The organism is Pseudomonas sp. TE6283 (assembly GCF_054060555.1).
Map to the genome: position 1 here is coordinate 1 of NZ_JBSSDH010000034.1, position 25,785 is coordinate 25,785.

Annotated in this window: 25 protein-coding genes; 12 read left to right on the forward strand and 13 right to left on the reverse strand. The window is 65.9% G+C overall.

The window, feature by feature from the left end; genetic code table 11:
* Window positions 1-132: 132 nt before the first annotated feature.
* On the reverse strand, window positions 133-468 hold the full coding sequence (locus ACVWZ5_RS24815) for an ArsR/SmtB family transcription factor (protein ID WP_028693003.1): 336 nt from the start codon (window positions 466-468) through the stop codon (window positions 133-135).
* A 53-nt stretch (window positions 469-521) separates the two neighbouring features.
* Between ACVWZ5_RS24815 and ACVWZ5_RS24820 the strand changes: the two genes are divergently transcribed.
* Window positions 522-1,613 (forward strand): NADH:flavin oxidoreductase/NADH oxidase, encoded by a 1,092-nt coding sequence (locus ACVWZ5_RS24820; RefSeq protein ID WP_062574869.1) that lies wholly within the window; start codon window positions 522-524, stop codon window positions 1,611-1,613.
* A gap of 104 nt (window positions 1,614-1,717) precedes the next feature.
* Here the strand turns inward: ACVWZ5_RS24820 and ACVWZ5_RS24825 are convergent, their stop codons facing one another.
* From ACVWZ5_RS24825 to ACVWZ5_RS24845, 5 genes are all read right to left on the reverse strand, one after another.
* Window positions 1,718-2,956 (reverse strand): NAD(P)/FAD-dependent oxidoreductase, encoded by a 1,239-nt coding sequence (locus ACVWZ5_RS24825; RefSeq protein ID WP_062574868.1) that lies wholly within the window; start codon window positions 2,954-2,956, stop codon window positions 1,718-1,720.
* A gap of 3 nt (window positions 2,957-2,959) precedes the next feature.
* Window positions 2,960-4,537: an aldehyde dehydrogenase (NADP(+)) gene (locus ACVWZ5_RS24830; protein ID WP_280070648.1), complete on the reverse strand. Its 1,578-nt coding sequence runs from the start codon at window positions 4,535-4,537 to the stop codon at window positions 2,960-2,962.
* 96 nt (window positions 4,538-4,633) lie between these two features.
* On the reverse strand, window positions 4,634-5,581 hold the full coding sequence (locus tag ACVWZ5_RS24835) for a dihydrodipicolinate synthase family protein (protein WP_457340928.1): 948 nt from the start codon (window positions 5,579-5,581) through the stop codon (window positions 4,634-4,636).
* A gap of 41 nt (window positions 5,582-5,622) precedes the next feature.
* Window positions 5,623-6,549 carry a 4-hydroxyproline epimerase gene (locus tag ACVWZ5_RS24840; RefSeq protein ID WP_062574865.1) on the reverse strand — a complete coding sequence of 309 codons (927 nt, stop codon included), beginning with the start codon at window positions 6,547-6,549 and terminating at the stop codon, window positions 5,623-5,625.
* Window positions 6,550-6,572: 23 nt separating this feature from the next.
* Window positions 6,573-8,189: an APC family permease gene (locus tag ACVWZ5_RS24845; protein WP_062574864.1), complete on the reverse strand. Its 1,617-nt coding sequence runs from the start codon at window positions 8,187-8,189 to the stop codon at window positions 6,573-6,575.
* Window positions 8,190-8,434: 245 nt separating this feature from the next.
* Here ACVWZ5_RS24845 and ACVWZ5_RS24850 point away from each other — a divergent pair, with 245 nt between their 5' ends.
* A complete protein-coding gene (locus tag ACVWZ5_RS24850; RefSeq protein ID WP_062574863.1) occupies window positions 8,435-9,214 on the forward strand; it encodes an AraC family transcriptional regulator in 780 nt (259 codons plus the stop codon).
* Here the strand turns inward: ACVWZ5_RS24850 and ACVWZ5_RS24855 are convergent.
* Window positions 9,202-10,089, reverse strand: coding sequence for a LysR family transcriptional regulator (locus ACVWZ5_RS24855; RefSeq protein WP_062574862.1), 888 nt, complete (start codon window positions 10,087-10,089; stop codon window positions 9,202-9,204). The two genes, ACVWZ5_RS24850 and ACVWZ5_RS24855, sit on opposite strands and share 13 nt — an antisense overlap.
* A 189-nt stretch (window positions 10,090-10,278) precedes the next feature.
* Between ACVWZ5_RS24855 and moaB the strand changes: the two genes are divergently transcribed.
* The gene (gene moaB, locus ACVWZ5_RS24860) at window positions 10,279-10,818 is read left to right on the forward strand and encodes a molybdenum cofactor biosynthesis protein B (protein WP_062574861.1); all 540 of its coding nucleotides are present in this window, start codon (window positions 10,279-10,281) and stop codon (window positions 10,816-10,818) included.
* 20 nt (window positions 10,819-10,838) lie between these two features.
* Here moaB and ACVWZ5_RS24865 read toward each other — a convergent pair whose 3' ends face one another.
* The gene (locus ACVWZ5_RS24865) at window positions 10,839-11,738 is read right to left on the reverse strand and encodes a bestrophin family protein (protein WP_084943566.1); all 900 of its coding nucleotides are present in this window, start codon (window positions 11,736-11,738) and stop codon (window positions 10,839-10,841) included.
* Between the two features lie 21 nt (window positions 11,739-11,759).
* The gene (gene moaA / locus ACVWZ5_RS24870) at window positions 11,760-12,764 is read right to left on the reverse strand and encodes a GTP 3',8-cyclase MoaA (protein ID WP_028693014.1); all 1,005 of its coding nucleotides are present in this window, start codon (window positions 12,762-12,764) and stop codon (window positions 11,760-11,762) included.
* Window positions 12,765-13,019: 255 nt separating this feature from the next.
* Between moaA and ACVWZ5_RS24875 the strand changes: the two genes are divergently transcribed.
* A complete protein-coding gene (locus ACVWZ5_RS24875) occupies window positions 13,020-15,350 on the forward strand; it encodes an FdhF/YdeP family oxidoreductase (RefSeq protein WP_062574859.1) in 2,331 nt (776 codons plus the stop codon).
* 43 nt (window positions 15,351-15,393) lie between these two features.
* On the opposite strand, the gene ACVWZ5_RS24880 is transcribed toward ACVWZ5_RS24875, so the two are convergent.
* A complete protein-coding gene (locus ACVWZ5_RS24880) occupies window positions 15,394-15,852 on the reverse strand; it encodes an Lrp/AsnC family transcriptional regulator (RefSeq protein WP_046856697.1) in 459 nt (152 codons plus the stop codon).
* A 151-nt stretch (window positions 15,853-16,003) separates the two neighbouring features.
* Between ACVWZ5_RS24880 and ACVWZ5_RS24885 the strand changes: the two genes are divergently transcribed.
* Window positions 16,004-17,179 carry a trans-sulfuration enzyme family protein gene (locus ACVWZ5_RS24885; protein ID WP_084943564.1) on the forward strand — a complete coding sequence of 392 codons (1,176 nt, stop codon included), beginning with the start codon at window positions 16,004-16,006 and terminating at the stop codon, window positions 17,177-17,179.
* Between the two features lie 64 nt (window positions 17,180-17,243).
* Here ACVWZ5_RS24885 and ACVWZ5_RS24890 read toward each other — a convergent pair whose 3' ends face one another.
* Complete coding sequence (locus ACVWZ5_RS24890; RefSeq protein WP_081100331.1) at window positions 17,244-17,483, reverse strand: YdcH family protein; 240 nt, start codon at window positions 17,481-17,483, stop codon at window positions 17,244-17,246.
* 116 nt (window positions 17,484-17,599) lie between these two features.
* On the opposite strand from ACVWZ5_RS24890, the gene ACVWZ5_RS24895 reads away from it, so the two are divergent.
* From ACVWZ5_RS24895 to ACVWZ5_RS24915, 5 genes are all read left to right on the forward strand, one after another.
* Complete coding sequence (locus tag ACVWZ5_RS24895) at window positions 17,600-17,965, forward strand: 5-carboxymethyl-2-hydroxymuconate Delta-isomerase (protein WP_062574856.1); 366 nt, start codon at window positions 17,600-17,602, stop codon at window positions 17,963-17,965.
* Window positions 17,966-18,129: 164 nt separating this feature from the next.
* Entirely contained in the window at window positions 18,130-19,767 is a 1,638-nt protein-coding gene (locus ACVWZ5_RS24900; RefSeq protein WP_062574855.1) for a phosphoethanolamine transferase, read from the forward strand.
* A gap of 93 nt (window positions 19,768-19,860) precedes the next feature.
* Window positions 19,861-20,994 (forward strand): ribonuclease D, encoded by a 1,134-nt coding sequence (gene rnd, locus ACVWZ5_RS24905; protein WP_280070650.1) that lies wholly within the window; start codon window positions 19,861-19,863, stop codon window positions 20,992-20,994.
* Entirely contained in the window at window positions 20,991-21,284 is a 294-nt protein-coding gene (locus tag ACVWZ5_RS24910; RefSeq protein ID WP_028693022.1) for a YcgL domain-containing protein, read from the forward strand. The genes rnd and ACVWZ5_RS24910 overlap by 4 nt, the downstream gene beginning before the upstream one ends.
* A 75-nt stretch (window positions 21,285-21,359) precedes the next feature.
* On the forward strand, window positions 21,360-22,292 hold the full coding sequence (locus ACVWZ5_RS24915; RefSeq protein ID WP_280070651.1) for a D-2-hydroxyacid dehydrogenase: 933 nt from the start codon (window positions 21,360-21,362) through the stop codon (window positions 22,290-22,292).
* An 81-nt stretch (window positions 22,293-22,373) separates the two neighbouring features.
* Here the strand turns inward: ACVWZ5_RS24915 and ACVWZ5_RS24920 are convergent, their stop codons facing one another.
* A complete protein-coding gene (locus ACVWZ5_RS24920) occupies window positions 22,374-22,967 on the reverse strand; it encodes a nitroreductase family protein (RefSeq protein ID WP_028693024.1) in 594 nt (197 codons plus the stop codon).
* Between the two features lie 145 nt (window positions 22,968-23,112).
* Here ACVWZ5_RS24920 and ACVWZ5_RS24925 point away from each other — a divergent pair, with 145 nt between their 5' ends.
* Complete coding sequence (locus ACVWZ5_RS24925; RefSeq protein ID WP_028693025.1) at window positions 23,113-23,562, forward strand: YcgN family cysteine cluster protein; 450 nt, start codon at window positions 23,113-23,115, stop codon at window positions 23,560-23,562.
* Between the two features lie 24 nt (window positions 23,563-23,586).
* Window positions 23,587-24,795 carry a hypothetical protein gene (locus tag ACVWZ5_RS24930; RefSeq protein ID WP_457340929.1) on the forward strand — a complete coding sequence of 403 codons (1,209 nt, stop codon included), beginning with the start codon at window positions 23,587-23,589 and terminating at the stop codon, window positions 24,793-24,795.
* A 92-nt stretch (window positions 24,796-24,887) separates the two neighbouring features.
* Here the strand turns inward: ACVWZ5_RS24930 and ACVWZ5_RS24935 are convergent, their stop codons facing one another.
* Entirely contained in the window at window positions 24,888-25,211 is a 324-nt protein-coding gene (locus ACVWZ5_RS24935; protein ID WP_028693027.1) for a YgaP-like transmembrane domain, read from the reverse strand.
* Between the last annotated feature and the right edge of the window lie 574 nt (window positions 25,212-25,785).

Here is a 25,785-nt window from a genome sequence, read left to right on the forward strand (position 1 = left end):
TAGGTCTTTCGTTCTTGCATGGAACCTCCTGAATGGGCGAATCATATCGCCCTTAAGAGGTGTCCGGGGTTAGTAGACCACTACAAGGCCGCTCCCACAGGGCCAAGCTAAGCCGCCGCGTTGCCTAGAAGCTCAACGCTGCTCGAGGATACTGCCCAGCAACCCCGGAAAGCGGCTTTCGAGTTCTTCGCTGCGCAGTGAGTTCATGTGCGTGGTACCAACGTTGCGAGTGTGCACCAGCCCTGAATCGCGCAAGACGCGAAAGTGATGGGACATGCTCGACTTGGGCCGGCCGCCGTCCAGCTCACCGCAGCTGGCTTCGGCAACACCGGCCAGGTGGCGGACGATTTCCATGCGCACAGGGTCGCTCAGGGCGTAGAGCAGGCGCTCCAGCGTCAGGTCTTCGGGATTGGGGTGGGTATAGGCTCGCATGGACGACATGATAACGGGGGTTTCACAAATTGCCATAGTTCGAATATGATCGAACAATCGTATCCAACCCCCGTCCCTGGAGTGACCTCATGGCCGCCTTGTTCGAACCCTACACCCTCAAAGACGTCACCCTGCGCAACCGCATTGCCATTCCGCCGATGTGCCAGTACATGGCCGAGGATGGCCTGATCAATGACTGGCACCAGGTGCATTACGCGGGCCTGGCCCGTGGTGGCGCCGGCCTGGTGGTGGTCGAGGCCACCGCAGTGTCGCCGGAAGGGCGCATCACCCCCGGCTGCGCCGGCATCTGGAACGACGCCCAGGCCCAGGCCTTCGTGCCTGTGGTCAAGGCGATCAAGGCCGCAGGTTCCGTGCCGGGCATCCAGATCGCCCACGCCGGTCGCAAGGCCAGTGCCAACCGCCCCTGGGAAGGTGATGACCATATCGCCGCCGACGATGCCCGTGGTTGGGACACCATTGCCCCGTCTGCCATCGCCTTTGGCGGCCACCTGCCGAAAGTGCCCAAGGCCATGACCCTGGACGATATCGCCCGGGTCAAGCAGGACTTCGTCGATGCCGCGCGCCGTGCCCGCGATGCCGGCTTCGAGTGGATCGAGCTGCACTTCGCCCACGGCTACCTGGGCCAGAGCTTCTTCTCCGAGCACTCCAACCAGCGTACCGACGCCTATGGCGGTAGCTTCGACAACCGCACGCGCTTCCTGCTGGAAACCCTGGCCGCGGTACGTGAGGTGTGGCCGCAGAACCTGCCGCTGACCGCTCGCTTTGGCGTGGTGGAGTACGATGGCCGTGACGAGCAGACCCTGCAGGAGTCCATCGAGCTGGCCCGTCGCTTCAAGGCCGGCGGCCTCGATCTGCTGAGCGTCAGCGTCGGCTTCACCATTCCCCAGACCAACATCCCGTGGGGCCCGGCGTTCCTGGGGCCGATCGCCGAGCGGGTGCGCCGCGAGGCGAAGCTGCCGGTAACTTCGGCCTGGGGCTTTGGCACGCCGGAGCTGGCCGAGGGCGCTTTGCAGGCCAACCAGCTCGACCTGGTGTCGGTGGGGCGTGCGCACCTGGCCGACCCACATTGGCCGTATGCCGCCGCCAAGGCCCTGGGCGTGGACAAGGCGGCGTGGACGCTGCCGGCGCCTTATGCGCACTGGCTTGAGCGTTATCGCTGAGTGAGGCTGGGGCCGCTCTGCGGCCCTTTTGCGACACAAGGCCGCTCCCACAGGGAACGCGCAGGCCTTGTGTCGCGAAAGGGGCGCAAAGCGCCCCGGCAATCTCAGAACCGATCCAACCTGTATGCCTGTTCCACCTCACCCCCCACAGCCAACCGTCCCACCCACTCCGCTGTAACCGCCGCCTGGGTCAACCCCAGGTGCTGATGCCCGAACGCCAGCAGCACCTTGCCATCGGCCACTCGGTCGATCACCGGCAGCGAATCCGGCAACGAAGGCCGGAACCCCATCCACGGCGTCGCCCCCTCGGCATCCAGCTCGCGCCGGAACAAGCCCTTGCTCAACCGATGCAGTTGCCACGCCCGTTGCATGCTCGGCGGCGCCTCGAGCCCGGCGAACTCCACCGTGCCGGCCAGGCGCAGGCCGTCGGCCATGGGTGTCATGATGAACTTGCGCTCCAGCGAGGTGACGGCGAACGGCAGGCGCTGGTGCTCCGCCGGCAGCATCAGGTGGTAGCCGCGCTCGGTATCCAGCGGTACCTGCCGACCGGTCAGGGCGGCCGTGAGTCTCGCCGAATGTGCCCCGGCACTGATCAACACCTGGCGGGCCTCGAGGGTGCCTTGGTCGCTGGTGAGGCTGATGCCCTGGCCATGCACCTGGCCGCCATCGACCTCTGCGCGCAGGAAGCGTACGCCACTGGCCCTGGCGGCGCTGAACAGTTCGCAGACCACCTGGTAGGGGTCGAGGAAGTGACCGGTGCGTGGGAAGAACAGGCCACCCAGGATCGACGGACTCAGCTGCGGCGCCGCTTCGCTCACCGCTTCTGCCGACCACTGGTCCACGGGCACGGCCTGTGCCTGCAGGCGGGCGTGCAATGCCGCGAGCACCTGGCGCGATGCGTGGCGTTCGAACACCAGCAGCGAACCGTCCTCCTTGAGCAGGTGGCTGCGCTCGATGGAGGCGAGCAGCCGTTGCCAGGCGCCGAGGCTGCTTTCGTTCAGCGCACGAAGGCCCGCGACGCTGCGCTGGAATGGCGCCGGTCGCAGGTTGAGCAGCAGGCGGGTGAACCAGGGCAGGGCCCGTGGCAGGTACTTCCAGTCCAGGCGCAGCGGGCCCATCGGGTCCAGCAGCATGGCCGGCAGGCGCTTGAGAATCGACAGGTCGGCGATGGGAAACACCTGCTCGGTGGCCAGGTGCCCGGCATTGCCGTACGAAGCGCCGTGGCCCGGCGCCTGGCGATCGATCAGCAGCACCCGGCGGCCCTGGCGGGCCAGCTGCAGGGCGCAGGCGACGCCGACAATGCCGGCGCCGACCACGGCGATGTCCGTGTCAGTGGCGGTCATGGTTCAGCCTTCCCGCCGGCCATCGAGCAAGCGGCGCAGGTGCAGCGGGTTGCCCTGTTGCAGCGCAGTGGGCAGCAGGGCATCGGGGAAGTCCTGGTAGCACACCGGGCGCAGGAAACGCAGGATCGCCGCGGTACCCACCGAGGTGCCGCGGGTGTCGGAGGTGGCCGGGAACGGGCCGCCGTGGACCATCGCGTCGCACACCTCGACGCCGGTCGGCCAACCGTTGATCAGGATCCGCCCGGCCTTGCGTTCGAGGGTGGGCAGCAGTTGGCGGGCGCGGTCGAGGTCGGCGGTGTCCAGGTGCAGGGTGGCGGTCAGTTGCCCTTCCAGATGCTCGGCAACCTGACGGACTTGCTCGTCGCTGTCGCAGGCGACCACCAGCGAGGCGGCGCCGAACACTTCGGCCTGCAGCGCCGGATCGGCGAGAAACGCCTGGGCCGAGGTGACGAACAGGTGCGCCTGGCACTGGTTCGGGCCTTGATGGGACTGGCCGCTGGCGATCTGGCGGGCATTGCGGTTCTCACCCAGCGCTGCGACGCCACTGGCATAGGCGCTGGCAATGCCCGGGGTGAGCATGGTCTGTGCCGCGGCTTGCCGGACATGCTCGGCGGCGGTGCTGATGAAACGTTCGAGTGCCGGACCCTGGCGGGCGATCAACAGCCCGGGGTTGGTACAGAACTGGCCGGCACCCTGGGTCAGCGAAGCGACGAAGGTTTGGGCCAGAGATTCCGCTCGGGCTTGCAGGGCGGCCTCGAAGAGGAACACCGGGTTGATCGAGCTCATTTCGGCATAGACGGGGATTGGCTCGGGACGTGCCTGGGCGGCCTGGCACAGCGCGAGGCCGCCGCTGCGCGAGCCGGTGAAGCCGACGGCCTTGATGCGCGGGTCGCTGACCAGACCGATACCGACCTCGCGGCCGACGCCGTACAGCAGCGAGAACACGCCTTCGGGCAGCTCGCACTGCGCGACCGCCCGGGCCACGGCCTGGCCGACCAGTTCGCTGGTGCCGGGGTGGGCGCCATGGGCCTTGACCACCACCGGGCAACCGGCGGCCAGTGCCGAGGCGGTGTCGCCGCCGGCCACCGAGAAGGCCAGTGGGAAATTGCTGGCGCCGAACACCGCCACCGGGCCCAGGGCAAGCTGTCGTTGGCGCAGGTCGGGACGTGGCAGTGGCTGGCGCTCGGGTAGGGCGTTGTCCACCCGTACATCCAGCCATTCACCGGCCCGTACCACGCGAGCGAAGGTGCGCAGTTGCGCGCAGGTGCGGCCGCGCTCGCCCAGCAGACGCCCCTTGGGCAGGCCGGTCTCGGCGTTGGCGCGGTCGATCAGGGTATCGCCCAGGGCTTCGATCTGCTCGGCGATGGTGTCGAGAAAGTGGGCGCGCTGTTCGGAGGTGGTTTCGCGGTAGGCATCGAATGCCGCCCAGGCCAGGTCGCAGGCCTGGGTTACCTGTTCGACGCTGGCGCCGGCGTAGGGTGGGTCAAGCGGGGTGTCGGTGGCCGGGTCGATGGCATGGATCGCGGCCTGGGTGCCGGTGACGGCGCGCTGGCCGATCAGTAGATTGCCGGTGAGGGTCATGGGGCGTCCTGGAGAATCTGGATGAGGTCTGGACCTGTTGGGGGCGCCATGCGCCCCTTTCGCGACACAAGGCCGCTCCCACAGGAGTTGCGGTGATCAGGCGATGTTCTGCTCGGCCGACCAGCTGGCGTACCAGGTGCGGAACAGCGCGTACTGCTGTTCGGCGTAGTGCCGCTGGGCGTCGGTGAGAGCGTCGGTTTCGTTGAAGTGCAGGCGGTACTCGCTGTCGCCGTTGAGCACCATCAGGTGCTTGTAGTACAGCACCAGGTCGCAGCCTTCATCGAACGAGGACAGTACCGCCAGCGCCGACTCCAGCTCCCGGGCCTGGCGCCGGGCCTTGGCATCGCCCTTGGCGGCGCGCTTGCTCAAGCTGACCAGTTGCAGCACTTCACGGGGCAGCGCGTTGCCGATGCCGGTGATGGCGCCGGTGGCGTTGCAGTTGACGAAACCGTGCACCACTTGCGTGTCGACGCCGACCATCAGGGTCACATCATCGTCCTGGGAGGTGATGTGCTCGGCGGCGTAGCGCAGGTCGGCGGCGCCGCCGAACTCCTTGAAACCGATCAGGTTGGGGTACTCGCGGCGCAGGGTGAAGAACAGGTCGGCGCGGGTGGCGAAACCGTAGTAGGGGCTGTTGTAGATCACTGCCGGCAGCTTCGGCGCGGCGGCGAGGATCGCCGAGAAGTGGTGTTGCTGGGCGGTCAGCGATGCGCCACGGGACAGCACCCGGGGGATGACCATCAGGCCGGCGGCGCCGACCTTGGCGGCGTGGGATGCGTGGGACACAGCCTCGCGGGTGTTCACCGCGCCGGTGCCGACGATGGTCGGGATGCCGGCGGCGACCAGGCGCGCCACGCCCTCCTGGCGTTCGGCCTCGGTCAGCAGCGGCCAGTCGCCCATCGAGCCGCAGTACACCACCGCGCTCATGCCGGCGTCGATCAGTTCGCGGCCCTTGCGCACCAAGGCGTCGAAGTCCGGTTTGCGCTCGGCGGTGCAGGGGGTCATCAGGGCGGGCATGGTGCCGGTGAAGATGTTGTCGGTCATGGTTGTCACTCCTGGCGGTATTCAGTGGGAAATGAACGGGGTCAGATGCCCCAGGCGAACGGGTCCTGCTCGTCGATCAGCAGGGTGCTGTCGGCGGTCATGTGGGCGCGACCGGTGATGAACGGGCGAATGCGTTCGCCGTCGCGCTCGTAGCGGCCATGGAACTGGCTGCCGGTGATGCTGGCCTGGACCCAGGTCTGGCCTTCGGCGAGCTTGCCGTCGGCGGCCAGGCACGCCAGCTTGGCGCTGGTGCCGGTGCCGCAGGGCGAGCGGTCGTAGGCCTTGCCGGGGCACATGACGAAGTTGCGGCTGTCGGCGTTGGCGTCGTCGGCGAACAGTTCGACATGGTCGATCGGGGCGCCGTGTTCGCCGGTGATGCCTTGGGCCTCGAGGGCCTTGAGCAGGGTCCAGGTGTAGTCGGTGAGGGTTTCGCGGTTGTCCAGCGCGATGCGCTGGCCGTGGTCGGAAACCAGGAAGAACCAGTTGCCACCCCAGGCGATGTCGCCGCGCACCAGGCCATGTCCCGGCACGTCCACGGCAACCTGTCGGCGGTAGCGGTAGGACGGCACGTTGCCGACGGTGACGGCGCCATCGTCATGCAGGGTGGCGCTGACCTGGCCGACCGGCGTGTCGATCTTGTGCTCGCCCGGCTCGATCAGGCCCAGGTGGCGTAGCGAGGCAACCAGGCCGATGGTGCCGTGGCCGCACATGTTCAGGTAGCCGGCGTTGTTGAAGAAGATCACCCCGCAGGTGGCATCGGCAGAGACCGGCGGGCAGTACAGCGCGCCTACCAGCACATCGTTGCCACGTGGCTCCAGCAGGCAGGCGCGGCGCCAGTGGTCGTGCAGCTCGCGCAGTTCGTCGCGCTGCTCGGCCATGCTGCGGCCGTGCAGGGGCGGGAAACCCTTCATCACCAAGCGGGTCGGTTCGCCGCCGGTATGGGAGTCGATTACATGAACCTGTTTCATCAGCGTGTCCATTCGGTCGTGGGTCAGGAGGCGACGGCGGCGGGGTGCTGGCCGGCATGGGGTTCGCTGCCGGCTTCGCTTTCATCGTCGCCATCGAGCCGTACCAGCCGGGCCGGCACGCCAGTGGCCGCGCCCCAGTAGTAGATGCCCAGGGCAGTGGCGGCGACGATCACGGTGTCCAGCGGATGGCCGATCACGCCCAGACCGCCGAAGCTGCCCAGCCAGGAAAGGAAAATGGTCACGGCGTAGAAGCCGATCAGCCAGGCCGACGAGCGCACCTGCTGGCCCAGCGACAGGTGTTCGGTGGGCACGAAGCGGCGGCACAGCAGGTACAGCACGAACATCACGATCTGCAGCGCCAGCAGCCAGGACACGGTGTTCCAGCCCGACCAGTAGACGATCAGCGCGGCGATGATGAACGACAGCGGGCCGAGCACGCCCATGCCTTTGACCCGGAACGGCCGGGCCATGTCGGGGGCGCTGCGGCGCAGGGCGGCGACCGAAACCGGGGCCACCGCGTAGCTGAGCACCAGGGCGGCAGAGACCACGTTGATGAGCGCTTCCCAGGACGGGAACGGCAGGGTCCAGAACACCGCCAGGCCGAAGGTCAGCCACAGCGCCGGGCGCGGGATGCCGGATTGCTCGTCGATGCGGGTGAAGTACTTGAAGAAGGTGCCGGTCTGCGCCCAGCCATAGATCACCCGTGGGGTGGCATTCATGTAGATGTTGCCGCAGCCGCTGGGCGAGATCACCGCGTCGGCCACCACCAGGTAGGCCAGCCAGCCGACGCCAAGGGCCAGGGCGATGTCACGGTAGGGCAAGGCCAGCTCCTTGGTCACTCCGGCCCAGCCGTTGGCAATCATCTCGGTCGGCACGCTGCCGAGGAACGCCAGTTGCAGGAGGGCGTAGATCGCGGTGGACAGCAGCACAGAGAGAATCAGCGCGATGGGGATGGTGCGCTGCGGGTTCTTCACCTCGCTGGCCACCGAGATGATCGGCGTGAGCCCCAGGTAGGCGAAGATGATGCCGCCGGCCGACACCGCCATTTCCACGCCGGACAGGCCGAACGGCGCGAAGCCCTGGACCTCGAAGTTCTCCGGCTTGAAGAAGGTGAACAGCACGCCGATCACCAGCAGCGGCACGATGAACTTGAACACGCTGACCAGGTTGTTGGCCTTGGCGAAGGTCTTCACGCTGCGGTAGTTGAGCAGGAAGAACAGCCCGAGCAGGGCGAACTGCACCAGCCAGCCGAGCACCGTCGGGTCGCTGGAGCCGGTCTTGGTCAAGGCCGGGAACCAGGCCGCGGCATACTGGCGCGAGGCAACCACCTCGATGGCGATCAGGCTGGAGAAGGCGATCAGGGTGATGAAGCCCATCAGGTAGCCCAGCAGCGGGCCATGGGAGTACACCGGGTAGCGCACCACGCCACCGGCCCGGGGCAGGGCGGCGCCGAGCTCGCAGTAGACGATGCCCAGCAGCAGCACGGCGAAGCCGCCGAGGAACCAGGAGAGGATGCCGGCCGGGCCGGCGATGGCCGAGACGTGGCTGGCGGCGAACAGCCAGCCGGAGCCGAAGATGGCGCCCAGGCCGATGAAGGTGAGGTCCAGCAGGGACAGCTGTTTCTTGAATTTGCCTGACATGGTTGCGCCTTTTTGTAGGTTTTGGATAGGCAGGTCTGATGTCACGATGCGGCTTGGTCGGCCGCGCTCTTGTAGGTCGTGGGGCGGCTTGCGTGGGGCATAGAGTGGACCGATCGAGGCCGGCGTTCTTGATGGTTTTCTGCAAGGTGGGTGACGAAATCGGCATAGTCGGGCGCGAGTGCTGGCGCGCGGCGAGGGCTGCTGACTAGGCTTGCAGGGTCGCGAGAACCACGAGGGATAACTGCATGCCCGAGCAACCATTGACTGCGCTGTACCAGCACCTTGACCAGCATCGCCCTGAATCCCTCGAAGCCTTGCTGGCCGGCGTGGTCTGGCTGTTGCCGATGCTCGACGTCCTTGCCAACGCGGCGATCTTCATCAAGGACGACCAGGCTCGCTATGTCCTGGCCAACCGCACGCTGGTCCAGCGCTGTGGCCTGAAGCACCTGCAACCGCTGCTGGGCAAGACCAGCGCCGAGGTGTTCCCGGCGCGCCTGGGCCCCGGCTATACCGAGCAGGACCGCCGGGTGCTGGAGCAGGGCCTGGTGCTGGAAGACCAGCTGGAGCTGCACCTGTACGGCAGCCGCGAACCGGGCTGGTGCCTGACCCACAAGCGTCCGTTGTACGAGCCGGCGGGGAGAATCATCGGCCTGGTGGGCATTTCGGTCGACCTGCAGTCAGCCGCCGACACCCACCCCGCCTACCAGCGTCTGGCGGCGGTGGATGCGCATATCCGCGCGCATTTCCACCAGCCGATCAGCATGGGCGAGCTGACCCGCATCGCCGGGATTTCGGTGGCGCAGCTGGAGCGTTACTGCAAACGGGTGTTCCACCTCACGCCCCGGCAGATGATTCACAAGGCCCGCCTGGAGCATGCACATCAACTGCTGCACAGCGACCTGCCGATTATCGAGGTGGCCCTGCGCTGTGGCTACACCGACCACAGCGCCTTCAGCCGGCAGTTCAGGCAACTGACCGGTTTCACCCCGCGACAGTACCGCCAGGCGACGGCTCAGGAGGGTTGAAACAGGGCGCGGGCCTCGTCGAAACACTGCTCGGCGATGGCCGAGCGCGGCTCGCTGCGGCGCAGCAGCAGGCCGACCGGGCTGTGGATGCTGGCTTCCTGCACCGGGATGATGCGCATGTGCTGGCTGAGGTCTTCCAGGCCGCAGTCCAGTGGCATGATCGCGCAGCACACGCCGATGTTGATCGCCTGGATCAGCTGGAAGGTCGAGTCGCTCTCGAGCACGGCATTGGGCGCAAGGCCCCGGCTGCGCAAGCTCAGGTCGAGGGACTGGCGGTAGTGCATGCCCTTGCTCAGCAGGCCCAGCGGCAGCTCGCCGAGGTCTTCCCAGCGCAGGCTGTCGGCCTCGAACTGGAAGTGCCGGGTGTCGTGCAGCAGGCCCATGGTGGTGGTGCTCAGCTCGATCACTTCGAAGAAGCTGGTGTTGACCTGGTCGAGGTAGCAGATGCCCAGGTCGAGCTGGTTGCGGCTCAGGCCATCGATCACCTGCTCGGAGCTCAGTGACGACAGCTGGAAGTGCAGCTCGGGGTACTTCTCACGCAGTGGCATCAGCAGTTGCATGGGGTTGAAGCTGGCCAGCGGCACGGTGCCCAGGCGCAGGCTGCCGACCACCTGGCCGCGGCAGCTGGCGGCCTCGGCCTGTAGGCCGTCATGGGCGGCGAGCAGGGTGCGGGCCCAAGCCAGGATGCGTTCGCCGGCTTCGGTGAACCCTTCGAAGCGCTGGCCGCGCTTGACCAGCACCAGGTCCAGTTCGTCCTCGAGGTTGCGCAGGCGCATGGACAGGGTCGGCTGGGTGATATGGCACAGCGCCGCGGCCTGGCCGAAGTGGCGGGTCTGGTCGAGGGCGATGAGAAACTTGAGCTGTTTGATGTCCATGAGGCGGCCTGGGGTTGCGGGGTGGGTAGACCTTAACCAAGAGTGAAGCACCTGGCTAATCCTTGATGAACATTCAGCCGGTCCTGCAGCGACGATAGAAAGCGTCGATCATCTGGTACGCCCTATCGATTGGACGCTGCCGGGGCTTGTCTCTAACGTGGCCGCGAAGCCAATCCTGGAGCAAAGGCCATGAGCGTGAAACCGGACGCGGTGTTCGTACCGCTGAACATCGCGGTGCTGACCGTCAGCGACACCCGCACCTACGACACCGACACCTCCGGCGAGCTGCTGGCCAGCCGCGCCGTCGGCGTAGGCCACCGCCTGGTGGCACGGGAGTTGCTCAAGGACGACCTGTACAAGATCCGCGCCCAGGTCGCCACCTGGATCGCCGACGACCAGGTGCAGGTGGTGCTGATCACTGGCGGCACCGGCTTCACCGGGCGCGATAGCACGCCGGAGGCGGTGGACTGCCTGCTGGACAAGCGCATCGACGGGTTCGGTGAGCTGTTCCGCGCCCTGTCGATCCTCGATATCGGCACCTCGACCGTGCAGAGCCGGGCCCTGGCCGGCCTGGCCAACGGCACCCTGGTGTGCTGCCTGCCGGGCTCGACCGGCGCCTGCCGCACGGCCTGGGAAGGCATCCTGGCCGAGCAGTTGGATGCGCGGCACCGGCCGTGCAATTTTGTCGCGCACCTCAAACCAATCGGGGCCTGCGAAAGCCGAGGCTAGTGCTTTCCTGTGCCGACTGTTCAGCTCAGCACATGATCCACCGGCACCAACGCCGGTGGCAGCGGCTCATGCCCCAGCGCCGCCAGCACGTCGCGCTCGACGGTGCGCACCAGCGCATCGGTCGGCAGGTCGTTTTCGTCCCGGCCGAACGGGTCCTCCAGTTCGTTGCCGATCGCATCCAGGCCGAAGAAGGTGTAGCTGACGATGGTGGTGAACAGCGGTGCCAGCCAGCCCAGCGGTTCTGCCAGGGCAAACGGCAGCAGCAGGCAGAAGATGTAGATGGTGCGGTGCAGCAGCAGGGTGTAGGGGAACGGCAGCGGCGTGCCCTTGATCCGTTCGCAGGTGGCCTGCACCTCCGACAGGCCGGCCAGGCGCTGCTCCAGGAGCGTGTAGCGGAACTCGCTGATCGCGCCGTCCTTCGCCAACCGTGAGCACTGGGCACCGATATCGCGCAGGATGCCATCGCAGACGTTGTGCGCGGTGATCGGCGCGTCCTCGGCCAGCCAGGTGCGCGCCAGGGGCAGCTCGTCTTCGTTGCGCAGCCGGGCATTGAGGGCATGGGCGAAGCCGCACAGGCCACGCAGCATCTGCGCGCGCAACTGCTGGTCCTCGATCGCCACGCTTTCACGCACGAACGAGCGCACCTCGATGATCATCCGTCCCCAGGCCTTGCGGCCCTCCCACCAGCGGTCGTAGCAGGCGTTGTTGCGAAAACTCATGAAGATCGACAGCGACAGCCCCAACAGGGTGAAGGGCGTGGCGCTGACCGGGTAGAACAGCGCCGGGTAGTGCCGCTCGATCAGCACGATCAGCGCCGCCAGCAAGGTCACCGCCAGGCAGCGCAAGGCGATGCGCTGGACGATCGAGCCCTTGAGGGTGAACAGCACGCGCAGCATGTCGGGGCGTGAGTGGACGATCAAGACGGTTCCAGAGGCGGCCGATCAGCCGCCGGTCATGTTCATGAAGCGCAGGATCTGCACCTCGCCGCCCACTTCGAAGTGGTGGCGGTAGGGCTTGAGCTGCATGGCGTCGCGCAGGGTCTTTTCCAGGCGGGCGCTGTCGCCGGGGTGCTGGCGCAGGACCTGCTTGAGGTCCACCGAGTGCTCGTTGCCCAGGCACAGTAATAGGCGGCCTTCGACGGTCAGGCGCACGCGGTTGCAGGTGGCGCAGAAGTTGTGGCTGTGCGGCGAGATGAAGCCGACCCGGGTGTCGGGCGCTTCGGCCAGGCGCCAGTAGCGCGCCGGGCCCTGGGAGGACTCGGCCGACTCGACCAGGGTGAAGTGCTCGGCCAGGCGGGCGCGCACGTCGTCGCTGGAGCAGAAGGACTCGCCGCGCTCGTGCTCGCTGATGACGCCCAGGGGCATTTCTTCGATGAACGAGATGTCCAGCTCGCGGTCGATGGCGAAGCGCACCAGGTCGACGATTTCGTGGTCGTTGCGGCCCTTGAGCACCACCGCGTTGAGCTTGGTGCGGCGAAAGCCTGCGGCGCGCGCGGCGTCGATGCCCGCGATCACCTGCGTGAGGTCGCCGGTACGGGTCAGGGCGCGGAAGCGCTCGGGGTCAAGGCTGTCGAGGCTGATGTTCAGGCGCGAGACGCCGGCATCGAACAGCGGCTGGGCCAGTCGGCCGAGCTGCGAACCATTGCTGGTCAGGCACAGTTCGCGCAGGCCGGGCAGGGCGGCGATGCGCGCGCACAGCCCGACGATGCCCTGGCGCACCAGGGGCTCGCCACCGGTCAGGCGGATCTTGCGGGTGCCCAGAGCGACGAAGCGCTCGGCGACCAGGTACAGCTCCTCGAGGCTGAGAATCTGCTGGCGCGGCAGGAACTGCATGTCTTCGGCCATGCAATAGACGCAGCGAAAATCGCAGCGGTCGGTGACCGACATCCGCAGGTAATCGACTTTGCGGTTGAAACCGTCGATCAGGGCCTGGGGGTTCTTTTCCACGTTCACGCTCGACCTGTGCAGTGGCTGGGGGCGGCGCAAGGCCGCAGACAAGGTTCAAGCTATAACCTGCGCCCAGTGACGTCAAATTGCTTTCCCCGACCGCTCGATAAGTCTCCTCTATCACCACCGCAGGCCACGCGGCACAAGGGCTCTGCCGGGTGATCGAGACGGTTTATCACGCTGTCATTTATTTCGATTGGACGCACCGGTAGTGGCTTCTTAGGCTGGAAAAAACACCGTGCGGAGAAGCGCAGCATGAGCCAGGACGAACACATCAGGGACTACAAGGGGCCGGCCGCCGGCTGGGGCGCGCTCAAGAGCGTGACCAAGAGCTGGCTGGGCAGCGAGAACGCCTTCAAGAACCTGCGGGCCATGCTCAAGACCAACCAGAACGGCGGTTTCGACTGCCCGGGTTGTGCCTGGGGCGAGTCGCCGGAAAGCGACATGGTCAAGTTCTGCGAGAACGGCGCCAAGGCGGTCAACTGGGAGGCCACCGGCCGCTCGGTGGATCCTGCGTTCTTCGCCCGCTACAGCGTCAGCGCCCTGCTCGAGCAGACCGACTACTGGCTCGAATACCAAGGCCGCATCACTCACCCGATGCGCTATGACGCGGCCACCGACCATTACGTCGAAACCAGCTGGGACGAGGCGTTCGCCCTGATCGCCCGGCACCTCAACGGCCTCGAATCGCCGGACCAGGCCGAGTTCTACACCTCGGGCCGGGCCAGCAACGAGGCGGCGTTCCTCTACCAGCTGTTCGTGCGCGCCTATGGCACCAACAACTTCCCCGACTGCTCGAACATGTGCCACGAGGCCAGTGGCGTGGGCATGGCCGAGACCCTCGGCGTGGGCAAGGGCACCGTGGTGTTCCATGACCTGGAGCTGGCCGATGCGATCTTTGTCATCGGCCAGAACCCCGGCACCAACCACCCGCGCATGCTCGAACCGCTGCGCGAGGCGGTCAAGCGCGGCGCCCAGGTGGTCTGCTTCAATCCGCTCAAGGAGCGGGGCCTGGAGCGATTCCAGCATCCGCAGCACCCGTTCGAAATGCTCAGCAACGGCTCCGAGCCGACCAACACCGCCTACTTCCGCCCGGCGCTGGGCGGCGACATGGCGGCCATGCGCGGGATCGCCAAGTTCCTCCTGCAGTGGGAGCGCGAGGCGCAGCTCAATGATGAGCCGCCGGTGTTCGACCATGCCTTCATCGCCGAGCACACCAGTGGCGTCGAGGCCTACCTGGCCGTGGTGGACGCCACGCCCTGGGAGCATATCGTCGAGCAGTCGGGCTTGAGCAAGGCCGAGATCGAGCTGGCCGCGCGCATGTACCGCAAGGCCGAGCGGGTGATCATGTGCTGGGCCATGGGTGTGACCCAGCACCGCCACTCGGTGCCGACCGTGCAGGAGATCGTCAACCTGCAACTTCTGCGCGGCAACGTTGGCAAGCCTGGAGCCGGCCTGTCGCCGGTGCGCGGACACAGCAACGTGCAGGGCGACCGCACCATGGGCATCGACGAGAAGCCCAAGGCGGCGCTGCTCGACGCCATCGAGAAACGCTTCCAGTTCAAGGTGCCCCGCGAGCACGGCCATAACGCCGTGCTGGCGATCCAGGCCATGGAAGAGGGGCGGGCCAAGGTGTTCGTCGCCCTGGGCGGCAACTTCGCCCAGGCGACTCCGGACACCCCGCGTACCCACGCGGCGCTGCGCAACTGCGAACTGACCGTGCAGATTTCCACCAAGCTCAACCGCTCGCACCTGGTCACCGGGCGCGATGCGTTGATCCTGCCGTGCCTGGGTCGCACCGAGATCGACATCCAGGCCGAAGGGCCGCAGGGCGTCACCGTGGAAGACACCTTCAGCATGGTGCACATCTCCCATGGCCAGCTGAAGCCGCGCTCGCCGCTGCTGCGCTCGGAGCCGGCCATCGTCGCCGGGATGGCCAAGGCCACCCTGGGCAGCAAACCGATAGACTGGGACTACGCGATTGCCGACTACGGCCGCATCCGCGGCATGATCGCCGACGTCATCCCGGGCTTCAGCGAGTTCAACGCGCGTCTGCAGCATCCCGGTGGCTTCCACCTGGGCAACAACGCCGCCGAGCGCAACTTCCGCACGGCCACCGGCAAGGCGCGCTTCACCCCCAGCCCGCTGCCGGAGCAACTGGTCAACGCCCAGGTGCTGGCCCGTGGTGACAAGCCCGACCTGATCCTGCAGACCCTGCGTTCCCACGACCAATACAACACCACGCTGTACGGGCTGGATGACCGCTACCGTGGCGTGTTCGGCCTGCGCGAGGTGGTGTTCGTCAATGAGGCGGATATCCGTCGACTGGGCTTCGAGCCGGGCGAGGAGGTGGACCTGGTGTCGCTCTGGGAGGATGGTCGCGAGCGGCGGGTCTCGGGGTTCCGCTTGGTGGCCTATGACGTGCCGCAAGGCCAGGCGGCGGCCTACTATCCGGAGACCAACCCGCTGGTGCCGCTGGAGAGCTATGGCGAGGGGACCTACACGCCGACCTCGAAGTTCGTGGCGATCAAGCTGGAGAAGGCCAAGCCTGGTAACCGGATCGAGGCGACGATCACCCCCGACTGACAGGGCGTGGGCGATGGCGTGGGAGCGGCGCCTCCGCCCGCTCCTAGCGCCCCACCGGATACGCCGTGGTGTACTTCATCTGCTCCATGGCAAAGCTCGAGGTGATGTTCGACAGCCCGTCGGTGCTGGTGATCAACTTCTTGTAGAAGCGGTCGTAGGCGGCAATGTCGCCCACCACCACCCGCAGCATGTAGTCCCAGTCGCCAGACATGCGGTAGACCTCCATCACCTCCTCGAACGCCGTCACCGTGGCGGCGAACTGCGCCAGCCAGGCGCTGTCGTGGCGCTGCGTCTTGAGCTGGACGAACACCGTCAGGCCCAGGCCCAGGCGCTCGGGGTCGAGCAGGGCGACGCGGCCGCGGATGTAGCCTTCCTCTTCCAATCGCTTGACCCGCTTCCAGCACGGCGTGGTGGACAGGTTGACCGCCTCGGCCAGGTCCTTGAGTGACAGCGACGCGTCGCGCTGGAGCAGGGTGAGGATATGCTGGTCGAAACTGTCCATGATGTCGTCGGGTGGGGTGGAGGAAAGTTTTCCAAGGTTAGCCGCATGCTGAGAACGTTGAAAGCCTTTCGGGCGCTTCGTCGACAGCAACGTTCTGTTGGCGCCTGGGCCCGGCGGATATGAGATAGTGGCGGTTTTCCATCCTCAGGCAATGGACCCGACCATGTCCGACAAACCGCGCAATTTCGCCACCCGCACCATCCACGCCGGCGAGCAGTCCAGCATCGCCGACAACGCCATCTTCCCGGCCATCGTCACTTCCAGCTCGTTCATCAAGCGCGGCCTGGACGACAACCCCGAATACGCCTACAGCCGGGTCAGCAACCCGACCCGGCATGCCTACGAGACCTGCGTGGCCGCACTGGAGGAGGGCGTCGGCGCGGTCGCCTGTGCCTCGGGCGTCAGCGCTACCGCCACGGTGCTCGAACTGCTGTCCAAGGACGCCCATGTGGTGGTGATGAACGGTGTCTATGGCGGCACCTTCCGCCTGCTTGAAGACTACCGTGGACGCACCTCGGGCCTGACCACCACCTATGTCGACCTCAACGACGCCGAGGCCGTGGCCGCGGCGATCCGCCCGGACACGCAACTGATCTGGATCGAGTCGCCGACCAACCCGCTGCTGCACCTGGTGGACATCAAGGCGGTCTGCGACCTGGCCCGCGCCCGCGGGGTGATGACCTGCATCGACAACACCTTCTGCTCGCCCTGGAACCAGCAGCCGATCACCCTGGGCGTGGACCTGGTGATGCATTCGGCGAGCAAGTACATCGGCGGCCACTCCGACCTGACCGGCGGCGTGGTGGTGGCGGCCAATCACGAGCTGCTGGGCCGTTTGCGCAAGATCAGCATGGCGGTCGGCGCGATCCAGGGGCCGTTCGACTGCTACCTGGCGCTGCGCGGGCTGAAGACCCTCGATGTACGCATGGAGCGCCAGAGCGCCAACGCCCTGCGCGTGGCGCAGTTCCTCGAACAGCATCCGCAGGTCGAGCAGGTCTACTACCCGGGTCTGGAAAGCCATCCGCAGCATGAACTGAGCAAGCGTCAGATGCGCACCGGCGGTGCGGTGGTAGCGTTGCGCATCAAGGGAGATCGGGCCGCGGTCAACCGCCTGGTCGAGGCGCTGTCGATCTTTGTCCTGGCCGATTCGCTGGGCGGGGTGGAGAGCATGATCAACCACTCCTGGAGCATGTCGCACAACTCCCTGAGCCCGGAGCAGAAGGGCGTGATGGGGATCAGCGAGAACCTGGTGCGGTTGTCGATCGGGATCGAGGACTACCGGGATCTGATCGAGGACCTGGATGCGGCGTTGAAGGCGTCCGCGTAACGGCTGCCGACGCCATCGCGGGGCAAGTCGCATCGGCGCACCGCGATGGCATCAGTGAGGGGAATCAGGATTTGGGCGGATGGACGATCCGTTCGATCTCTTCCTTGATCAGAGCGCGTTCTTTACGAAGTCGGTTGAGGTTGTCATCCGTAGTGAGGCCGGTTTTCTCAACGTTCTCAATGTCATGGTCCTTCTCGGTGTAGCGTTTCTTCAGCTCTGCGAGTTTGTGGTTTTCCTTCGCAAGTGCATTGAAGTCATCTTCCTTTACGCCAAGGTCTTCAAATAGATTGTGCGGAACTGGCATTTCTTCACCTCTCTCAGGGTTGGTAAACGAGCCTGAACCAAGAGGATAGTCGCCTTTGCCGCATTGCGGGACTGGGTTAGGCTGTCGCCCATCCCTGCGTAACCGGAACCTGCGCCATGCCTCACCTGAACCTGGAATACAGCGACAACCTGCGCGAACTCAACGTCGACGTGCTGCTGCTGCGCCTGAACCACGCCCTGGTCGGCAGCGGCCAGTTCGCCGAGGAGCTGGACATCAAGAGCCGTGCCCAGGCCTTCGCCCAGTATCGGGTCGGTACCGCGCCGAGCGAGCGGGCCTTCGCCCATGTGCGCCTGGCGATCCTCAGCGGACGCACGCCGCAAGTGAAACAGCAGTTGTCCAACAGCCTGCTCGAGGTACTGCGCGAGACGATCCCCGGCCAGCCTGGCCTGGACATCCAGCTGTGCGTCGAGGTCCTGGACATCGATCGCGAGCCGTACGCCAAGCTTCGCCTGCCTGGCTGAATGGCAGCTGAATGAAAGTTGTTTAACCGATGAAAGATGTCGGCATACTAATTGTTGGCGTCTTTTTCACAAAAAATTGATGCTAGGCTTTCTAGAGTTCGGCCAACTTTCCAACCTGCCCGTCCGGGCGCGTTGGCCGCTGATGAACTCTTGTTGCGAACGCCATGCTGAAACTCAAATCCCTGCGGACCGAATGGGTCACGTTGCTGGCCAGCCTGTATTTGCTGATCGGCTTCAACACCTTGCTTTGGCAACACCTGGAGTCCATCGTGCCGCCGGGCATGGTGGGGTTGTGGCTGAGCCTGGCATTCGCCGTGCTGATGCTGTTCGCCTTCAATCTCATACTCACCTTGCTGGCGTTTCGTTATGTACTGAAGCCGGTATTGATCGTGTTGTTCATCAGTGGCGCAAGTGTCGCTTACTTCATGAATCAATATGGTGTGCTTATTGATGCCGGCATGTTCCGCAATGTCGCTGAAACGAATGTCGCGGAAGTGCGCGACCTGCTCTCGCTGAAGTTTGCCGTTTATATCCTGCTGCTGGGTGTGCTGCCGTCGCTGCTGGTGTGGAAAGCCAGGATCGACTATCGCCCCTGGCACCGCGAGCTGCTGGGCAAGCTGGTGGTCAGCGGGGCCTGCGTCGCAGCCTTGGGGTCGGTGGCGCTGGTCAACTATCAGGGGTTGGCGTCGCTGTTTCGCAATCACCATGAACTGCGCCTGATGCTCACGCCGAGCAATATCGTCGGGGCTTCCATCGGTTATGTCAGTGAGCAAGTGGGCAGCGCCACCCGGCCGTTCCAGCCATATGGCGAAGATGCCCGTCGCGACAGCGCCTGGCAGCAGCACGCACGCAAGTCACTGACCGTGCTGGTGGTCGGTGAAAGTGCCCGGGCGGATAACTTCGGCCTGCTCGGCTATGCCCGCGACACCACGCCACGGCTGGCCAAGGAGCAGGGCCTGCTGAGTTTCACCGATGTCCATTCCTGCGGCACCGAGACCGCCGTGTCGGTGCCCTGCATGTTCTCCGGCATGCCGCGCAAGGACTACGACGCCCGCGTGGCCAAGAACCGCGAAGGGTTGCTCGACATCCTCCAGCGCGCAGGGTTGGCGGTGCAGTGGCGTGATAACCAGTCCGGCTGCAAGGGCACCTGCGACCGGGTGCAGTTCATCGATGTGAGCAACCTCAAGGACCCCGCGCTGTGCGCCAGTGGCGAATGCCATGACGAGATCCTGCTGCAGGGCCTGGCCGAGTTGCTGGACAACCTCGACCAGGACACCGTGCTGGTGCTGCACCAGATGGGCAGCCATGGCCCCGAGTACTTCAAGCGCTACCCCGCGGGCAACGAAGCCTTCACCCCGGTGTGCCGCAGCAACGCCCTGAACCAGTGCAGCCAGCAGGAGATCGTCAACGGCTACGACAACACCCTGGCCTACACCGACAAGGTGCTGGCCACCCTGATCGATACCTTGCGCAGCCGGCAGGACAAGGTCGACACCGCGATGATCTATCTTTCAGACCATGGCGAGTCGCTGGGCGAGTACAACCTGTTCCTGCACGGCACGCCCTACATGATCGCGCCGGACCAGCAGAAGCATGTGCCGCTGCTGGCCTGGTTCTCCGACAGCTACCGCCAGGACTTCGGCCTGGACACCGATTGCCTGGGCAAGCTGCGTGATGCGCCGTTGTCCCAGGACAACCTGTTCCACTCGATGCTCGGCCTGCTGCAGGTACGCACCGAGGTCTACCAGCGATCGCTGGACATGTTCGCCAGCTGCCGGCCGTGGCTGGCGGCCAAACGCTGAGCGGTCGACCGCCCGGCACCATGGATGGCGCGAGGTTTCACCCCCAGGGGCCGTGCCGTATATACTGCGCGCCAATGTTAGTGGGAGAGCCTCGTGGCCATCGAAATACACTGGATCCGTGACGACCAGACACTGGCCGAACACTGCCGAAGCTGGCACGAACAGCCCTTCGTGGCCCTCGACACCGAATTCATGCGGGTCGACACCTTCTACCCCAAGGCCGGCCTGATCCAGATCGGTGTCGGCCAGTGCGCCTACCTCATCGACCCCCTGCTGATCCGCGACTGGCAGCCGCTGGCCGGGCTGCTCGAGGACAGCGGCGTGGTCAAGGTGCTGCATGCCTGCAGCGAAGACCTGGAAGTGCTGCTGCGCCTGACCGGCAAGCTGCCCCAGCCGTTGTTCGACACCCAGCTGGCCGCCGGCTACCTGAACATCGGTTTCTCCATGGGCTATTCGCGCCTGGTGCAAGAGGTGCTGGGGCTCGAGCTGCCGAAGGGCGAGACCCGCTCCGACTGGCTGCAGCGCCCGCTGTCCGACACACAGGTGAGCTACGCCGCCGAGGACGCCGTGCACCTGGCCGAGCTGTTCGACGCCCTGCGCCCGCGCCTGTCGGATGACAAGTACGCCTGGGTGCTGGAAGACGGCGCCGAACTGGTCGCCGCGCTGCGCCGTGAAGTCGAGCCCGAAACCCTGTACCGCGACGTCAAGCTGGCCTGGAAGCTCGGTCGCCAGCAACTGGCCGTGCTCCGTGAACTGTGCGCCTGGCGCGAACGTGAGGCCCGCAGCCGCGATGTGCCGCGCAACCGCATCCTCAAGGAACACTCGCTGTGGCCCATGGCCAGGAGCCAGCCCGACAGCCCGTCGGCACTGGCGAAAATCGACGAGATGCACCCGCGCACCATCCGCCAGGACGGTGAGCAGCTGATCCAGCTGATCAAGCGTGCCGCCAGCCAGCCGCAGGAGCAATGGCCAGAGCCGCTGCCCGAGCCGCTGCCGATCGAAGCCGCCGGCATCCTCAAGCGCCTGCGCGCCATCGGCCAGGCCGAGGGTGAGCGGCTGGGCATCGTCCCGGAACTGATGCTGCGCAAGAAAGCCCTCGAAGCCCTGCTCAAGAGCGGCTACCCCGACGGTCCCTATCAACTGCCCGATTCGCTGCGCGGCTGGCGTCGCGAACGCATGGGCCAGGCCCTGCTGGACGACCTGGCGGGCGCCGGAGATTCCCGATGAAACGTATCTGCTCGATCTACAAGAGCCCACGCAAGAATGAAATGTACCTCTACGTGCTCAAGGCCGAGGGCCTGGAGCGTGTGCCGGAGGCGCTGCTGCCATTCTTCGGCAAGCCGGTGCATGCTTTCGACCTGGTGTTGACGCCTGAGCGCACACTGGCCCGCGAGGACATCGCCAAGGTGCTGGAGAACCTCGACAAGCAGGGCTACCACCTGCAGATGCCACCGCCGGAAGACGACTACATCGAGCACCTGCCCGAAGAGCTGCTGCGTCGCAACGACCCGGCCTGACCCAGGCGCGGTTCCCTTTCTACCTGCGGCCCGCCTGGCGGGCCGCTTCCGTTGTTTGCCAAGGTTGTGTGTCACATGCGCGTTCTGATCGCTGAACAGGATCATGCCAACTATGCTCGCCTGCTGGGCGAAGCGGCACCGGACCTGGAAGTCCTGACCAGCGGCGACTCCGCCGAACTGGCACGCCTGGCCCCCGACTGCCCGGTGTGGCTGGGCCAGCCGGACCTGCTGGCCAGTCTGTTGCGCCAGGGCCACAAGCCTCGCTGGATGCAGTCGACCTGGGCCGGGATCACCCCGTTGCTGGCCGACGGCCTGCCACGCGACTATCGCCTGACCCGGGCGGTGGGCATCTTCGGCCAGGTGATGGCCGAGTACATGCTCACCTACATGCTCGGCCATGAGCGCGATGTGCTGTCGCGACTGGTCAGCCAGGTCGAGCGTCGCTGGGATGAGCGCCCGGGGCGGACCCTGGAAGGGCGGCGGGTGCTGATCGTCGGTACCGGCGATATCGGCCAGCGGGTGGCCGAGTTCCTCGTGCCGTTCGGTGTCATCCTGCACGGTGTGGCCAGCAGCGCTCGCAAGCAGGCGCCCTTCGTCGAAGTGGCGGGCCTCGACCAGCTGCCGCGCATGGTCGGCCAGGCCGACTACGTGCTCAACCTGCTGCCCGATACCCCGGCCACCCACGACCTGTACGATGCGGCGCTGTTCAAGTGCTTCCGGCCCAGTGCCTTGTTCATCAATGCCGGGCGTGGCGTGGCGGTAGTCGATGCCGATCTGGTCGAAGCGCTCAAGCAGGGCCACCTGGCTGGCGCGGTGATCGATGTCTGCCGCCAGGAACCATTGCCCCAGCGCCATCCGTTCTGGACCGCCTGGGGACTGCTGCTGACCGGGCACAGCTCGGCGCCGACCTCGCCGGCGGCGATGGTGCGGTTGTTCGTGGAGAATGCGCGGGCGTATGCGGCGGAGCAGGCCCTGCGGGGCGAGGTGGATTTCGCGAGGGGTTACTGAAAGAGGTTTGCCTGATGCGACCTCATCGCGGGGCAAGCCCGTTCCCACGGGCACCTGCCCCGCGATGAGGCGATCACAACCTTAGAGGCTGAACTCACCCTCGGCCGCCAGCTCGCTCAGCGGCCGGCGCGGGCTCGGCACTTCGCGGGCCTGCAGGCCTTCGGCCAGGGTCGCCTTGTCGCCCAGCTTGCCGATCGCCACCATCGCATGCAGCGCGTAGCCCTCGGGGATCTTCAGCTCGCTGCGCGCCAGGTCCTGGTCGAAGCCGGCCATGCCATGGCTGTGCCAGCCGCTGATGCTCGCCTGCAGCGCCAGATGGCCCCAGGCCGAACCGGTGTCGAAGGTGTGCCACAGCGCAGGCTTTTCTTCATCGGAGCCGGGTGCGGCGAAGGTGGTCTTGGAAATGATCAGCACCAGCGCCGAGGCGTGCTGCGCCCAGCTGCGGTTGAACTCGTTGAGGATGCCCAGGTAGCGCTCCCAGCTCGGAGTGTCGCGGCGGGCGTAGAGGAAGCGCCACGGCTGCGAGTTGTAGGCCGACGGTGCCCAGCGTGCGGCCTCGAGGAAGCTCAGCAGGGTTTCCTGGCTGATCGGTTCGGCGGTGAAGGCGCGGGGTGACCAGCGATTGATGAACTGCTCGTTGATGGCATAGTCGGCGATGCGTGGGGTGGCGCTCATGGGTGCTCCTGCAAGGGCGGGGGAAAATACCGCACGCTACTGCGTCCGGTGAGCACTGACAAGCGGTCTGGCGTTGCCGCCGGACTGCCTCTAGACTGGCGCCGCCGTGCGCCGCGGCTTGACGTTGACTGCAGGAAACCGTGTGATGATCGCCGATACCGCGCCCTTCTGGCGGCGCAAGACCCTCGACCAGCTCGATGACCAGGAGTGGGAGTCGCTCTGCGACGGCTGCGGCCTGTGCTGTCTGCAGAAACTCGAGGACGAGGAAGACAACAGCGTCTATTACACGAGCATCGCCTGCAAGCTGCTGGACCTGCAGACGTGCCAGTGCAGCGACTACCCCAATCGCTTCGAGCATGTCCCTGACTGCATCCAGCTGACCCCCGGCAAGGCCGACCAGTTCAAGTGGCTGCCGCCCACCTGCGGCTATCGCCTGGTCAGCGAAGGGCAGGACCTGCCGGCCTGGCACCACCTGGTCAGCGGTGATCGCCAGCAGGTGCACGAGCAGCGCATTTCCCGGTCGGGGCGCATGCTCAGCGAGAACGATGTGGATGAAGACGACTGGGAAGACCATCTGATCTTCCGCGCGGGTTGAGTGTCCGGGAAACAAGGAGTTTTTATGCGTCGCCCGTTGTTGCTGGTTGTCGGCCTGCTGGCCAGTTCGCAGGTCCTGGCGAAGAAAGTCGACCTCGATTACCAGGTGCGCCTGCTGCCGCAGAGCGGCCAGGCCGAGGTGCGCCTGACCCTGGCCGACGGCAGTGCGGTGCGCAGCCTGGACTTCGACCTGGGCAAGCCCGGTACCTACAGCGACTTTCTCGCCGATGGCCAGTGGCAGGTGCAGAACGGACGTGGCGTCTGGCATCCGGCGGCGGGCAAGACCAGCCTCAGCTACCGTGTGCTGCTCGACCAGCAACCCCGCGGCGGCGCCCATGAGGCGCGCATCACGCCGCACTGGGCGCTGTTCCGTGGTGACCAGCTGGTGCCGCCGGCGCGCCTCGACCAGCAGGATGGCACCGAGCTGGTCTCGCGGTTGACCTTCGACCTGCCGACGGGCTGGAAAAGCGTCGAAACCGCCTGGCCACGTATCGGCCGGCAGAAGTTTCGCATCGACGATGTGTCGCGGCTGTTCGACCGGCCCACCGGCTGGATGCTCGCCGGCAACCTGGGCAGTCGTCGGGCGCGCCTGGGCGACACAGAGGTGACCGTGGCCGCGCCGCAAGGCCAGGGCATGCGGCGCATGGACACGCTGACCCTGCTGACCTTTGTCTGGCCGCAGTTGCAGGCGGTGTTCCCGCGCAACCCACCGAAGCTATTGCTGGTCGGTGCCCGTGACGAGATGTGGCGGGGCGTGCTGGCCGGCAACAACTCGCTGTACCTGCACAGCACGCGCCCGTTGGTCAGCGAAAACGGCTCCAGCCCGGTGCTCCGTGAGCTGGTGCAGCTGTTTGCCCAGATCAACGACCGTGACGGCAGCGATTGGCTGGGCGAGAGCCTGGCCGACTACTACGCTACCGAGCTGCTGCGCCGCGCCGGCGGTATGAGCGATGATCGCTACGAGGCGCTGCAGGCCCGTCAGCACAAGCTGGCGGCCAAGGTGACCCACCTCAAGGGCGCCAAGGCCGATGCCGCGCAGGTGGCCCGTGGCGTGCTGCTGCTGCAGGCGCTGGATCGCGAGATCCGCCTGCACCACCACGACAAGCGCTCGTTGGACGACGTCGCCCGTGCGCTGATGCGCCTGTCGAGCCTCAGCACCGATGAGTTCGTGCAGATCAGCGAGAACGTGCTCGGGCGCCAGTCCGAAGTATTGCAAAGCAAGGTATTGCGCTAAGCGCAGGATCTATCGCGGCAAGCCCGTTCCCACGACCCCGGACATCATTTTGAACGCGGGGCTCGTGGAAGCGGGCTTGCCCCGCGATGCTTTCAACCGCCAGTCACCGTCGCGGTACGGGTCGCCGCCTCGGCGCTGGCCTTCAGCGCCTTGAGCTCGGCAGCGCCTCGTTCTATGTCGCGATGCAGGCGCAGGTACTCGGCGCGATGGCGCAACCACCATGCCTTGGTCGAGCAATGCCCGCTCACGCCACGGGCCAGCGCCAAGCCGCCTACGGCAACCTGCAACATCCCCAGCAGGCCACCGTGGCGCAGCCCCTTGCTGATCATCAACGCGCCCCCAGCCAGGGAGCTGACGCGCTCCAGGCCGTGGACATTGTGTTTCGGTGCGTCCGTTGTCCAATGGATATCGTGCATTGCCAGGTCTCCTCAGGTGGGTGATATCCAGCAGACTTTGACCAGCGTGCAAGCGTTCAGTGTAATTTTCCGCGTGGCTGCCCCGCCCAACTTCGAGGCTATCCTGAGCAAGGTTGGTTTATAACACTTGGGTGTGGGGGCCGTTGGCGAGCATGTTGGTTGTAATTAAAATTTTGATCAGCGTATTTAATCAGTCGTGACATGGTTTGGCTGCCGTGGCTGAACGACTGTGGAGAACTTCTAAGTCTCGATGTTGCTGTTGCTGTTGCTGTTGCTGTTGCTGTTGCTGTTGCTGTTGCTGTTGCTGTTGTTCTTTTGCTTTTGCTTCTAAGCGCGCGGTAGATCAGGCGACACCAATTGCGACTTCAGGAGGCCGAACGCAGGGCTTGCGGAGGGAGGTGACGGGCATGGATGCCCGTCAAGCGCTGCGCCCCAGGATGGGGCGTTCAGCGCGGTCCTCCCGGGAGCAAGTCCGGAGTGAGGGGACCCCGGAGCGAAGCGTAGGGGCCGGATGAATGGAGCGAGGATTTTTTGGTTCCTTTTTGATCCTTCAAAAAGGGACCCGCCGTAAGGG